Annotated in this window: 10 protein-coding genes; 7 read left to right on the plus strand and 3 right to left on the minus strand. The window is 34.7% G+C overall.

Annotated elements, in window-relative coordinates; translation table 11 throughout:
- Nucleotides 1-8 precede the first annotated feature (8 nt).
- From BM088_RS26955 to BM088_RS02795, 7 genes are all read left to right on the plus strand, one after another.
- Entirely contained in the window at nucleotides 9-590 is a 582-nt protein-coding gene (locus tag BM088_RS26955) for a hypothetical protein (protein ID WP_143085028.1), read from the plus strand.
- Nucleotides 591-692: 102 nt separating this feature from the next.
- The gene (locus BM088_RS02770) at nucleotides 693-2021 is read left to right on the plus strand and encodes an O-antigen ligase family protein (RefSeq protein ID WP_091979715.1); all 1329 of its coding nucleotides are present in this window, start codon (nucleotides 693-695) and stop codon (nucleotides 2019-2021) included.
- Nucleotides 2022-2183: 162 nt separating this feature from the next.
- The gene (locus BM088_RS02775) at nucleotides 2184-3023 is read left to right on the plus strand and encodes a TIGR02285 family protein (RefSeq protein ID WP_177207932.1); all 840 of its coding nucleotides are present in this window, start codon (nucleotides 2184-2186) and stop codon (nucleotides 3021-3023) included.
- A 145-nt stretch (nucleotides 3024-3168) separates the two neighbouring features.
- On the plus strand, nucleotides 3169-5316 hold the full coding sequence (locus tag BM088_RS02780; protein WP_091979719.1) for a M3 family metallopeptidase: 2148 nt from the start codon (nucleotides 3169-3171) through the stop codon (nucleotides 5314-5316).
- A 108-nt stretch (nucleotides 5317-5424) separates the two neighbouring features.
- Nucleotides 5425-5937 (plus strand): DUF4240 domain-containing protein, encoded by a 513-nt coding sequence (locus tag BM088_RS02785; protein WP_091979721.1) that lies wholly within the window; start codon nucleotides 5425-5427, stop codon nucleotides 5935-5937.
- A 93-nt stretch (nucleotides 5938-6030) separates the two neighbouring features.
- Complete coding sequence (gene moeA / locus BM088_RS02790) at nucleotides 6031-7266, plus strand: molybdopterin molybdotransferase MoeA (RefSeq protein WP_091979723.1); 1236 nt, start codon at nucleotides 6031-6033, stop codon at nucleotides 7264-7266.
- A gap of 324 nt (nucleotides 7267-7590) precedes the next feature.
- The gene (locus BM088_RS02795; RefSeq protein WP_245763739.1) at nucleotides 7591-10263 is read left to right on the plus strand and encodes a TonB-dependent receptor plug domain-containing protein; all 2673 of its coding nucleotides are present in this window, start codon (nucleotides 7591-7593) and stop codon (nucleotides 10261-10263) included.
- Nucleotides 10264-10384: 121 nt separating this feature from the next.
- Here BM088_RS02795 and BM088_RS02800 read toward each other — a convergent pair whose 3' ends face one another.
- The 3 genes from BM088_RS02800 to BM088_RS02810 form a co-directional block, all read right to left on the minus strand.
- Complete coding sequence (locus tag BM088_RS02800; protein WP_245763740.1) at nucleotides 10385-12166, minus strand: thiamine pyrophosphate-dependent enzyme; 1782 nt, start codon at nucleotides 12164-12166, stop codon at nucleotides 10385-10387.
- Between the two features lie 205 nt (nucleotides 12167-12371).
- Nucleotides 12372-13370: an FAD-binding oxidoreductase gene (locus BM088_RS02805; RefSeq protein ID WP_091979725.1), complete on the minus strand. Its 999-nt coding sequence runs from the start codon at nucleotides 13368-13370 to the stop codon at nucleotides 12372-12374.
- On the minus strand, nucleotides 13370-13738 hold the full coding sequence (locus tag BM088_RS02810; protein WP_091979727.1) for a group I truncated hemoglobin: 369 nt from the start codon (nucleotides 13736-13738) through the stop codon (nucleotides 13370-13372). Before BM088_RS02810 ends, BM088_RS02805 begins: the two co-directional genes overlap by 1 nt.
- Nucleotides 13739-13910 lie beyond the last annotated feature (172 nt).

Consider the following 13910-nt stretch of genomic DNA (forward strand, 5'->3'; position numbering starts at 1 on the left):
GAAAACCCATGAAAAAACTTACGATAGCTAGCATGCTACTTGCATCTGTTGGCGCAACTGTTATTGCAACTCCTGCTTTTGCTGCTGATACAACACCAGCTCAAACTGCTGTAGATAATGCTCTAGCACAAGGACTTACGCTTGAACAAGCTGTTGAAAAAGCAATTCAAGATAACCCTGAATTAGCACAAGGCATTGTTGCTGCAGCTATTTCAATTGCAGGTGCAGGTTCAGCAGCAGCTGAAAGTGTACTTGCAACTGCAATTTCTGCTGTTGGACCAGCCTCAGATGCGGTGCAAGGCGTATTGAACGCTGCTGCTAATGCAGGTATTGCTGCAGACACGGTAACGGCTGTTGCAGTTGCAAGCAATGTTGACCCTGTTATTGCTTCACAGCCAACTGCAGCTGGCAATAATAGCAACAATGCAAATAACAATAATGCAAATAACAACGCAAACGATAATGGCCAACAAGCCAATAACAATAATGCCAATAATAATGCTGGAGCAGGAAATAACAATTCTGGTGGCAATAGCAGCGGTTCTGGCGGCGGAGGCGGAGGTACTGGTATTTCTGAAGTTACGCCTTAATATTATTTAAATACTAAAGTAATATTTAAAAGTATTACTTTAAAATAAAAACCCCTACATGGGGTTTTTTTATATCTTAATTTTTTGTAAATGGAATAAAATTTGAAAGCATTTATTTTTGCTGCCTTGTGTTTTTTATTATTTTGGTTACCTATTCCTTTGGGTAGCTATAGACCTTGGGCAATATTTTTATTTAGTTTTGCCATTAGTACTCTCTTTTTATTTCACTTATTTTTAGTATTTAAAAATAAGAAACCTTTATTTCCCCCGAGCTATAGCACTTGGCTGTTAGTGCCATTAATAGCTGTAATTTCAATATTAATCGTTCAATTGATACCAAGTATAGGAAAGTTAAACGCTTTTGGTTTGATCTCAAGTATTTCTATCGATCCTATGCAAACGAAAATAACTTTAATGAAAACAATTACGATGTTTTTATTAAGCTGGCTTATTTTTAGTTACTGCAATAATTCAAAAAATTTAAAAATAATGTGTTATGCAATCGTAGCAGGAGGATTATTTCAAGCAATTTATGCAACCTATTTAAACTTGAATCCAGACACCATAAGCCCTATTTTTAACTACCGCTTTACACAACGTGCTATAGGCTCTTTTACTTATTCAAACTTTTTAGCAAATTATTTAGCAATGTGTTTATCTATTGGTATTGGGGTTTTAATCAGTCAACTCTCGTTAACAGGTTCAGGTAAAAATATAAGAGAGAAAACAAAAGGGTTATTGACCGTTATTTTAAGTTCTAAAATGTTATTACGAGCCTCACTAATTCTCATGATAATTGCGCTTATACTGACACGTTCACGTATGGGGAATTCAGCTTTTTTTATGTCTTTTGCTGCTGTAAGTATTTTTGCGTTCTTTTTTTATAATCGTAAACCTAAAAATTTACGATTATTAATAATCAGCTTTTTTATTATGGATTTAATAATTGTAGGTGCTTTATTTGGTGTTGATAAAGTAAGAGATAGACTCGTTGAAACAAGCTTAAAATCAGAGACTCGTGATGAAGTTGTTCGAGATTCCGTTCCTATTATTAAAGCGCATTTATTGCTTGGCACAGGAGGAGGCACTTTTTATTCTGCGTTTCCTCAATATCAACCAGAACCTTATTCCGGTTACTATGATAATGCTCATAACGATTATATACAGTTTGCTGTAGAGTTTGGTGTTCCCACTACATTGTTATTAGGGGCTCTAGTGTTAGGAGCATTGCTTACATCATTAAGAACTATGGTAAAACGTAAAACACCACTTTACCAAGGGGTCTCTTTTGGTGCTGCGGTTGCTATTTTACATATGTTATTACATTCAACAGTTGATTATTCTCTACAGGCTGGGGCAAATAGTTTTACTTTTATCGTCATCTTATGTTTTGTCTTTATAAGTGCCAAATTACCACGAGAGAAATCTTAGAGAACGTATCAGCTATGGTGACTCCTACAGCACTCATTATATTTAATTTGTGGGAGTCGATTTAACTGAGAATAATTATTTAAATAAATTATTCTGTCTTTCTCGGTTAAAACTTATGCTACAAACTATATTTAAATAGCCCTTTATTTTTTGAGTCAAATTTTGATTAGAAAGATTTTTTTTTACGGCTTTTTATTACATTCAACTTTTGCAGCTGCAAATGAAATCAATTGGATTGTTTATGACTTTCCTCCTTATTACATCATAAATGAATATGGTGAAGGTTTAGGGCGAGATGAGGGGATCATACATTTATTGCAAAAAAAGTTACCACATCATAAGTTTAATTACATAAACTTTCCCGGAAGTCGTGTTATTCATGAATTATCAGATCCAAAGCAAAACTACTGCACCTTGTCACTTTATAAAACACCACAACGAAGTAAAAATATGTTATTTACGACAACTTCATCAACCATAGGTTTACCTTTATCTATTGCTATGCGATTAACTGATATTAAAACACTCAATATCAAAATAGATAAACCAGTTTCTTTTTCTAAATTATTAAATAAATATAAATTGATAATCGGATTGGCTCCTAATCGTTCTTACGGCAATAAAATTGATAGCATCATTAAAAAAACGGATCCTCAACAAGTTATATATAGGCCTGGTATGAATGTATTAGCGGGATTAACACACATGTTAGTACGAAATAGAATTGATATTGTTTTAGGCTATCCTGATGAACATGAATATATTGCGAATAAATTAGGAATAAAGGGAAAAGTAATTTCACTACAGCTTGAAGAGTCTCCTAGCTATAGTGAGGGCTACATTGGATGCAGCTTAAATCAACAAGGGCAATTAAATATTAATTTGCTAGAGTTGGCATTACAAAAAATCCATAAACAAAATAATTATTACCAATTATTGATACGCTGGTTGCCTAAGCATTTTCACCAAAAATTAAAAAATATATTAGAGTCTGATACTTAAATTATTAAATAAACTATGCGCTAAATCATGCCTTTGTTTTTTGTTACTTTTAGAAACAAATAAGATGCATAATTTCATCTCTTTTTTTTGCACTTCTAAACATTTTCATGTTTTATATCTGTGATTAAATAATTGGAATACACAAATGAAAAAAATGCTAACACCAATCGCATTTGCGATTGCCCTGGCCGGATGCCAAACAACAACAGAAAATAATAATACAGATATAAGTGTAGCTGCTGAAAAAGCTATGCAAAACAACCCTTTTTTTCACGAATACGATACGCCATTTGGCATTGCTCCATTTGAAAAAATAAAAAATGCGCATTATCTTCCTGCTTTTGACAAAGGCATTAAAGAAAATAAAGCCGAAATATTAGCAATTGCCAATTCACCGATTAAACCGACTTTTGAAAATACCATAGAAGCGATGGAAAAAAGCGGTGTTTTATTAAATAAAGTAAGCAATGTTTTTTATGGCTTAACAGGCTCAATGTCGAGTGATGAAATTCGTGAAATTTCCAAAATACTTTCACCTAAACTATCAGCGTTAACGGATGATATTCTTTTAAATGAGAAATTATTTAAACGTGTAAAAGCGGTTTACGATCATAAAGAGGCTCTCACTTTAAGAGTTGATCAAAAAACATTATTAGAAATTACCTATAAAAACTTTGTACGTGGTGGTGCTAATTTAACTGAAAAAAGTAAAAATGAGTTAAGAGAACTAAACCAAAAAATTAGCAAACTGTCACTTAAATTTGGTGAAAACTTATTAGCTGAAACAAATAACTTTGAACTAGTGATAGATAAAAAATCTGACTTAGCGGGTTTACCTGATGATATTATTGCAGCCGCAGCACAAACAGCTAAAGAGCGAGGCCATGATGGGAAATGGGTATTCACTACACACCGCCCAAGTAAAAACCCATTTTTAACGTATGCTAAAAACCGTGATTTACGTAAAGCCGTTTATAATGGTTATACACATAGAGGTGATAATAATAATGAATTTGATAATAAGAAATTCGCCTCAGAAATCGCCTCTTTACGTTTTCAACGTGCACAAGTTTTAGGCTACAAAACCCATGCTGATTATGTATTAGAAAACGCTACAGCAAAAACACCACAAAATGTATTTAAACTATTAGATCAAGTTTGGCCTGCTGCACTTGCAAAAGCAAAAGTTGAAGCTGCTGATATGCAAAAAATGATTGATGCTGAAGGTGGTAATTTTAAATTAGCGGCTTGGGATTGGTGGTATTACGCTGAAAAAATCAGAAAAGATCGTTATGACTTAGATGCTGCTGAAGCTAAACCTTATTTTTCATTAGAAGGTACATTACAAGGTATTTTTTATACTGCTGAAAAACTTTGGGGCGTAACCTTTGTTGAACGTTTCGATATTCCTAAATATCATGAAGATGTACGTACTTTTGAAGTATTTGATAAAGATGGCTCTTCAGTAGGCTTATATTTAACAGATCACTACGTGCGTGAAAGTAAACGTGGTGGTGCCTGGATGAGTTCTTTCCGCAAGCAATATCGTATGTTTGGTGAAGATGTTCAACCTATTATTTATAACGTATTAAATTATCCTCGCCCAGTGGGAGATACACCTACTTTATTGACTTTTGATCAGGCATCTACTTTATTCCATGAGTTTGGACATGCTATTCAGGGGTTATTATCGGATGGTTACTACCGTTCACAAACTGGTACTGCATTACCGCGTGATTACGTAGAGTATCCATCTCAAGTTATGGAAAATTGGATGATGGAACCTGAAGTGTTAGCTAAATTCGCTAAACACTATAAAACAGGTGAAGTGATCCCTATGTCTCTGATCAATAAAATTCAGGCCGCAGGTCAATTTAACCAAGGTTTTGCTACAACTGAGTACTTAGCTGCTGCACTACTAGATATGAACTGGCATTCTCTTGAAACAGATAAACTTCAAGATGCTGATAAATTTGAAAAGTCATACCTTGATAAAATTGGTTTGATCAAAGAAATTGCCCCTAGATATCGTTCTACTTACTTCTCGCATATATTCTCAGGCGGTTACTCATCAGGTTATTATGGCTACATCTGGTCAAATATTTATGATGCAGATACTTGGGAAGTATTTAAAGAAAAAGGCATATTTGATCAAGCAACTGCACAAGGCTATCGTAAACATGTATTAGAACCAGGTGGTACAGAAGACCCTGCTCTCATGTATAAACGTTTTAGAGGACAAGACCCTAAAATTGAACCGCTTCTTAAGCGCCGTGGTTTATTAAATAAATAGCTATATTTAAAATATTTCTAAGCCCTCTAATTTATCTAGATTAGAGGGCTTTTTATTTTGAGTTATGGGATATAATATTGATATCAGTGTAATCCAACAGAATTTAATATGACCGAAGATCAATTTTGGACCTTAGTACAAGCACCCAACTTTCACGAAAGTTCTGATGAAATATCTGAACATTTGAAATTAAAGCTAAACGATTTGAACGATGACGAACTTGCCTGCTTTGACAAATATTTCAATCTGAAAATGCGTGAAACCTATACTTGGGATCTATGGGCTGCAGCTTTTATTATTAGTGGTTGTAACTCCGAATATGCTTTTTCAGAATTTCGTTCTTGGTTGATCTCTCGGGGTAAGGCCATTTTCAATAAAACAATAGAGAACCCTGATAACCTAGCAGGATACGACGTAATACCTTTTAAGGATGAACAACCCTACCCCTTTTTAGATGAATATGATTTGTTAGCTGGCCAAATTTATGAAGATAGAACCGAGGAAGAGCTACCATTTATACCATCTGGTATCGATGAACCTTCAGGTAAACGTTTTAAGAACAAGGCTAAAATGTTAAAAGAAAAATATCCTGCTTTATTCGAATTATTTTGGAAAAAATAACGTTTGAATTAATAGCGCTTGATTAAAATCATATTCTACTTTTATTTTTAGCGATAAAATTTCATTAACTTAATACCCCAGAAGGTCTAAAACATGTCGTGTGATTGTGATAGCCAACAAGGCTACATGCTACCCTTTGATGACGCATTAAAACGTTTATTATGTAGTGCAAAAAAAGTAAGTCACGAAACAATTTTAATTAACCAAGCTTTTGGTCGAGTTTTAGCGCAAGATATTACATCTCCAGTTAATGTACCTCCCCATAATAACTCTGCGATGGATGGTTATGCCCTTAAAAGTGAAGATCTTACAAATAGTGATACGTTAGAGCAAGTTGGTTATTCTTTTGCGGGCCAACCTTTTAATGGCGAATTAAGTTCAGGCCAATGTATCCGCATCATGACAGGAGCTGTGATCCCAAAAGGTGCAAATTGTGTGATTATGCAAGAAAATACACAAGCAACCGAAAAACAAATTACTTTTATTAAGCCTGCGGCCAGTGGTGCTAATATTAGAAATATTGGTGAAGATATAAAATGTGATGCTTTGGTATTGCAAACTGGCCATAAACTTGTTGCTGCTGATATTGGTTTATTAGCTTCTCTGGGTATAGATAAAATTTCAGTTTATAAAAAAGTGAAAGTCGCTGTGCTATCAACTGGAGATGAATTAGTAGAGCCTGGTGGTAGCTTAAAACCTGGACAGATATTTGAGTCTAATCGTCACACTGTAACTGCCATGTTACGACAATTACCTGTAGATATTATCGATTTAGGCATCGTTAGTGATGACCTACAAATTCTAAAAGATACATTCAAGCATGCGAATGAAATAGCGGACGTAGTTGTATCATCTGGCGGCGTGTCAGTTGGTGAGGCCGATTATGTAAAAGAAATTTTAACGCAGATGGGCGAAATTAACTTTTGGAAAATCGCCATTAAACCAGGTAAGCCTTTTGCCTGTGGTAAATTACCAAATAGCTATTTTATTGGTTTACCTGGTAACCCAGTTTCAGCAACCGTGACATTTGATCAACTCGCTATTCCATTTATTAAAACTTTGTCTGGTGAGCAAATTACACCTCGGATCCAACTTAATGCAGTCGCACTTGACGATTTTAAAAAGCGACCAGGCAGATTAGAATTTCAACGGGGCATTGCCAGCCAAAATAATAAAGGTGAATGGCAAGTAAATTCAACGGGTAAACAAGGTTCGGGTATTCTATCATCACTTAGCCGCGCAAACTGTTATGTTATTTTACCTCAAGCATCAACTGGCGTACTAGCAGACGAAAAAGTCATAATTGAACTTTTTAATCAAATAGCATAATTAGTATATTTAAATAGAGAAACACCTGTTTCTCTATTTTTATTATATATTTTGAAACTTATTACACAGTATGTAATATGCTAAAAGTTTAAAATTTGCTAACCCATCAATTCTAAAAACAGTTCAATAACTAAATGCAAATTTGCATCATCTCCTTTTCATCACAAAGCTGTAGCAGATAATTATTTTTAATACCGGCCCAAAATAAATTGCATACAATATAAGTTATTCGATCTAATCTAGGGACGGTTTCAAATTGTATATTGTTCATACATAAAAAACTAATAATTATAATATTAAACGGATACATTAAACGGGATTAAGATGAGAAGATTCAAAATAGCACCATTGACACTCGTTATGTCAGCAGTAATAACAACCCCTCAAATACAAGCAACTGAGGAAATTAAAAATGTAGAACGTATTATGGTAACTGGTTCTAGAATTGCCAGAACTGAACTTGCCTCTACATCACCCATTACGGTTGTAAATAAACAAGCTATGATCAACATGGGTATTACAGATATTAGTTCGGCATTACGCCGCTTACCTGCTCTAACTGGAAATACTACGAATAATCAAAGTAGTTCAGGCGCCAATTCAATTCAAACGGCCACATTACGTGGCATTGAAGCGACAAATACTTTGGTACTTGTAAACGGCCGACGTGTCGTGGGCTCAGACGCAGATGGTTTAGTTGATTTATCTAGTATCCCATTTGAAGCCGTGCAAGAAATGCAGGTATTAAAAGATGGTGCCTCAGCCATTTATGGTTCTGATGCAATAGCAGGTGTAATAAACATTATTACTAAAAAAAGATTTGACGGTTTTGATGTTAATACGCATTACGGTGTTTCTTCAGAAGGAGATGCTCAGGAACGTAAAATTGGTTTAGTCACGGGTGGTAGTACAGATAAAGCCAGCTTTATGCTTGCTGCATCAACAACAAATATATCAGGTTGGAAAGAAAGAGATCGCCATATGACACATGATGCCGATTTTGGCTTTTTAGGTGGTGATAACAAACGTTCAGGAACAGCGCCTAATGCACGATTAACTGGTTTTGGTTTACCTGAATATGCTGATGCGTTAGATGCCGATGGTAATAAAGTCCCTGTTACTTGGACCGTACTTGACGCAAATAACCCATCAAATGTGAGCTTGTTTGATTACGATACTATGGGGTATAACTATCGAGATGTACAATCAGGCGCTAATGATAGCAAAACAAATTCTATTTTTTTAACTGCTGATTATCAATTAAATGATGAAACGCGTTTTTTCACCGAGTTGTCATTTCATGATGGTTTTGTACAAGGTAACCAAGCACCACCAGGAACTGATACAGGTTGGTATGCAGGTAGTGTCGAAACACCCAATGCATTTTTACGTTACGATGATGCGGGTGGTAACCATTTTGGTGTAGGACCTAACCAAAAATATAACCCATTTGGTATTGCAGGTAATGTATCGCGCCGTTTCAGTGAATATGGTCCACGCATATATAAAACGAATAATAAAATTAACCGCTATACATTTGGCTTTCAAGGAGAAGTTGCACAGGAGTTTGACTGGGAAGTGGTATTTTCACAACAATCAGCAGAGCTTGTAACTTCAGGTGGCTCACAACCTTCAATCAATCGAATTGAACGTGCCTTATCTGATGAGTGTGAAACACAAGCAGATCCAACATGTGTGGCACTCAATGTATTTGGACCCGAAGGGTCTATTACACCAGATATGCTTGATTACATTAACATTACTGCACCAGTACAAACAAATAAAAATGATTTAATGTTTATTCAAGCAAGTATTGCTGGCCCACTATTAGAATTACCCGCAGGTGATTTAATGTTTGCTATGGGAACTGAATACCGTGAAGATCAATTAACACAAGAGGTTGATATTAGCCAAAGAACAGAAAGTTTTGATGTTTCCTGGGCTGAAGCCAGTACACCAGTGATATCCCCTGTTCGCGAAATAAAAGAATTTTACATTGAAACAAAAATTCCTTTGCTTGATAACTTAGAACTAGAAGCAGCTGTACGTTATAGTGAATATAGTGATATTGATGAAAATACGACTAATCCAAAGTTTGGTATTTTATATAAACCTATGGATGCATTAACGTTACGTGGTAGTTTCAGTACTGGCTTTAGAGCACCAACCATGGCACAAATGTATCAAGGCCAGACTGTGAGTTTAACGGAGGATTTACACGATCCGTGTAACCCTAAAAACGAAGCCAATTATTTTAATACGAGTATTTCTGGTTGCCAGGGATTAAATCCAGCATTTAGTAAAAACAGTGTTTTAAGCTCAAATGTTATTGGCGGTGGCAATCCAGATCTTAAGCCGGAAGAAGCAGACAACATGACTTTAGGTGTTGTATTTGAAGCATCAGACAACTTAGCTTTTACATTAGATTATTTTGAAATTGAACAAACTAATGTTGTATTCGCCAGTACTAATTATGTGATTGATCAATATGTTTCAGGTAATCCTGATTACGTAAATGATGTTGAGCGTTCTAACAATGGTACTGGGTATATTTCATCTACATATGCACCTGCCAATAATATTGCATCACGTAATATTTCAGGTATTGATTTAAATGCTAATTATTTAATAGAAACTTCAGTAGGTGAATTTAGGTTTAATCTGGATGTATCGCGAATGACAGCATTTGAAGTACAAGATACCAGTGATTCAGCATTTAGAGATATAGTGGGTGATTATGATAGTGCGTTTGGTAGTATTCCTGAGACTAAAGCATCGTTACAAGTTGACTGGAATATGGATAGCATAAGAGCAACTTACGATGCCTCTTATAATTCAGAGATTGAAGGTAATAACGTAATGGCATCTACAGTATTTCATAACGTTCAAGTTGGCTACTTTATAGAAGAGTATAAAATGGATGTTAAATTTGGCATTCAAAATTTATTTGATAAACCCCCCCCCTTATTTAAGCAATGGTGTTACGGGTACCGATGATAATTTATATTCATTTAGAGGTCGCTTTTTTTATGGTGATATTTCTATTTCATTTTAATTAATGTGTATCACAACTTCCCCAATCAAGGCCGCAATATTTGCGGCCTTTTTGACTAGCAAATTATTGTGTAATTTCCTGCCATTGCTCTATCGCTTCTTTATTACCATTTTTGGATTTAATGTACATATTGAGTAATCTAAGTTCGTTACATTGCCTTTGTTCTATGGGTTTTGCTAAGACTTCAATAAGGTTAACTCCTTTATTATGAGTGCATTCATTAAAGCTTGTTTTAAATTCAGCGACTGTTTTGCAAGTGGAAGATTGCCCTGCGTATCCTTTAATAATGCTGTGCACATCAAAATTATTATCATTACAAGAATAAATATTAGCATCACTGCTTTTTCCTAAATGATAAATATTATTGCGCATATAAATTATGGTTACTTGCGTATTGTCTTTTAAAAAGTGTATTAATTCATTAAGTTGGAAATGGAAACCACCATCGCCTATTATGACTACGGCTCTGTCTTTATTGCCTGTGTCTTGTATTTTTTGTGCTATAACTCGAGCGTAAGGCAGTGCTGTGCCCATTGCACCATACCAAGGATTTGTTAACCAGCCTCGCCCTATATTTGAACCTCTTACTTTTAGACCATAACTAGAAAAATACGAATTCCCCACCTCTGGTAAATAGACATAAGGGGTTTTATCTATTGCTTGTATTTCATTCAGTGCTTTTGCAAGATTATTAAAATCAATATCTTCATTTTGATCAATTAAATCATGCTGTTCATTAGGTATAATATAATCAAAAGTAGGGATATCACTTGTAAGTAACAATTCAAATACTTCAATTAAATCTTTTTCTAATAATGAGCCCCCTTTCAGTGTTGTTTTATTTTTGAAATTTTCTAATGCATGTGTACCTGTACCAAAGGCTGTATTTGAGTCTTGTGCTAAAATACTGGTGGCAACTTCTAATACATAATCTGTATTTTGTTCAATATAACTTTTACCTGATGTTTGTGTAAATACTCCGTTATAAGCGCCTAAGCAAAGAGGTGAAAACTCATCAAATAGTCCTTTTGCAAACCAGCTTGTGGCAAACGGAATATTATATTTTTTTGAAAACTCAATCACCAAATTTTTAAGTTTATTATTATGCTTTAATCTATCTCCTACATATAACAAAGGATATTGTGATTGATTAAGTTCGGTAATGATTTTGTTAGCTATTAGGTTACTGCCGCCTAAAACATTACTGCCACAGCAGATAGCATCTGGTGAAGGTGGGAATTTTAAAGGTTGTGTTTTAGCAAAAACCTGATCGCGTGGTACCTCAATAAACACAGGTTGTTTTGTTTGATATGCATGAGCCACAATTTGATAAAAATTTTCGCCTGCGGTATTAGGCTGACCTTGAGACCTTTGGCCTTGTAATCTTGTCACTTTCATTCCTAAAGCTGCAAATGATTCTAATGCATTATCATATTGTGCTTTCCAGGACGAATTTGGGTGAATCGTATGATGTATTGCGACATCATTTATTTCAGACTCCGCAGGCGCACCAGAAATAAATACAACAGGTAGGCCTTCTGTTACTGCAAGTGCAGCAGCTGATGTACAAGGCAAACTGCCAACCATATAAGTTGTTAAACAAAAACCCATGCCATCCACTTCAGCTTGAGCACATGCCGAAAACCCAGCATGCATTTCATTACTTGATGGGAATATCTGAATGTGATCTTCTAATGCTGTGATTAAATTTGCGGCAAAATCTCCGCCAACACCATACATTTTTTGATGTCCAAAAAATTGTATTACGTCACCCATGACTTTGCCAAGTGTTGGCAAACTTTCGTTATACGCTTGGCCAAAATTAGTATCAAATGAATCAGTCATAAAAGTGCCCTTCTTATATCAATTTAGGAGTTATAGTAAAGCCACAATATAGATATTTTTTTACTCAGGACTGATCAAGATCATATTTACAGTTGACCTGAAGTAGGTAAAATTAACCGCTTGTTTTATATTATTTACATACGTGTAAATAGGAATACAGTTAATGAATGACCCCTGTATTTTTTAATGTAGAAGTTTAGATGTATTAGTAGGCTGTATATTCAAAAGGGTCCGCATTAATTTTACTTAAAATTGCCCCTGATAAATATGCCATTTTTTGCATGTTTTTAACCATTTCAGGATGACCACATAAATAAAACCGTATATTTTTATAATCACCTTTTTGTTTATTCAATTGCATCATTGCGACTTTATTAACGCGTCCATTATTGATGTTTTCATCTGCTAATGTCTGTGGGATTTCCCCAGACAAACAAGGTTTATAGTAAAAATTTTCATGAGTATCAGCTAATTTTTTAAGCGTTTGATGTAAATAAAGCCCGTTAAAGTGCCGACTACCATGGAATAAAGTTATTTTACCTTTATGTTTATTTGATAAGGCTTGATTTATAATGCCTATTAAGGGGGCAAGACCTGTACCCGTACCAATTAGAACCAAATCGTCATTTTTAAAATCACTTAAATAGATGCATTTGCCAAAAGGTCCTATCATAGATAAAGCACTCCCAATGTTGGCATGCTCAAAGCACCAAGCACTCATTTTTCCATCGGGTACTTTTTGAATATGCAACTCGATATACCCATCTTTTTCAGGGGTATTTGCGACAGAATAACTACGTAGAATATCATTTTGTACTTTAAGATTTATAAATTGGCCTGCTCTAATGAAAACACGATTATCTGATGTAAATACTAGTTTTAATTGTACAATATCTTGAGTTAATAATTTTTTATCACTTACTTGCATGTCATATGTAATATCTTCTGAGCAAGGAGAAATAACGCTTATGTCAGAATCTGGATAACATTGACAAGGCAAAAAATACCCTTGTACTTTTAAAGTATCTTTTACTTCCATTTGTGATTGAGTGATTTGTGAACTGTCACTCTTTAGCATACAAGTTTGACAAACGCCTTTTTTACAGGAATATACTGGCTTGAAGTCAAATTCGATCAGAGCATCTAAAATAGATTGACCGACTTTGAATGGTATTTTTTGTGAGTTAAAGTAGATATTTGGCATTAACGATTTAAAACATCATTAATTGTGCCAGCTGCTATTCCCATGACTTGTGAACTTAAATCTTCAGGCACACCTAACTCATCTAATGTAGACTGCAAATGACCCGCTACAGCTGTGAAGTGGTTTTCGTTTAATCCTTTACTGACTAAAGGTGCGTGGGCTTCTCTGAGAGATTGTCCTGTATAGTTATTTGGCCCACCAAAAGCAAAAGTTAAAAAGCTTTTCTGCTTATCTCTTTGTGCTTCCATATCTACACTTTCAAAATAGTGACTTATACTCTCGTCCATAAGTACTTTTCTATAAAACAAATCTACCGCGGCATTTACCGCATCCTTACCACCTATACTATCAAATAACGAATTGCTCATACTTTGCTCCTTGATTTATATCTTTATAAATAACTGTAATAGATAGATTTAACTTAAAATTTTACAATTGATATTGAGTATAGACAGAATTTATTATTTCACACCTGAGTTTGTAATTTATATTTTTTAACGATTGGACTAAAGTCTAGAGAGTGGTTTATGAAATATTGTG

It is taken from the genome of Pseudoalteromonas denitrificans DSM 6059 (assembly GCF_900112265.1).
GTDB lineage: Bacteria > Pseudomonadota > Gammaproteobacteria > Enterobacterales > Alteromonadaceae > Pseudoalteromonas > Pseudoalteromonas denitrificans.

Coding starts and splice junctions, on each gene's coding strand:
- BM088_RS02810 (WP_091979727.1), bottom strand. CDS start 13,738: ATGAGCAATTCGTTATTTGATAGTATAGGTGGTAAGGATGCGGTAAAT.
- BM088_RS02800 (WP_245763740.1), bottom strand. CDS start 12,166: ATGACTGATTCATTTGATACTAATTTTGGCCAAGCGTATAACGAAAGT.
- BM088_RS02780 (WP_091979719.1), top strand. CDS start 3,169: ATGAAAAAAATGCTAACACCAATCGCATTTGCGATTGCCCTGGCCGGA.
- moeA (WP_091979723.1), top strand. CDS start 6,031: ATGTCGTGTGATTGTGATAGCCAACAAGGCTACATGCTACCCTTTGAT.
- BM088_RS26955 (WP_143085028.1), top strand. CDS start 9: ATGAAAAAACTTACGATAGCTAGCATGCTACTTGCATCTGTTGGCGCA.
- BM088_RS02795 (WP_245763739.1), top strand. CDS start 7,591: ATGAGAAGATTCAAAATAGCACCATTGACACTCGTTATGTCAGCAGTA.
- BM088_RS02805 (WP_091979725.1), bottom strand. CDS start 13,370: ATGCCAAATATCTACTTTAACTCACAAAAAATACCATTCAAAGTCGGT.
- BM088_RS02785 (WP_091979721.1), top strand. CDS start 5,425: ATGACCGAAGATCAATTTTGGACCTTAGTACAAGCACCCAACTTTCAC.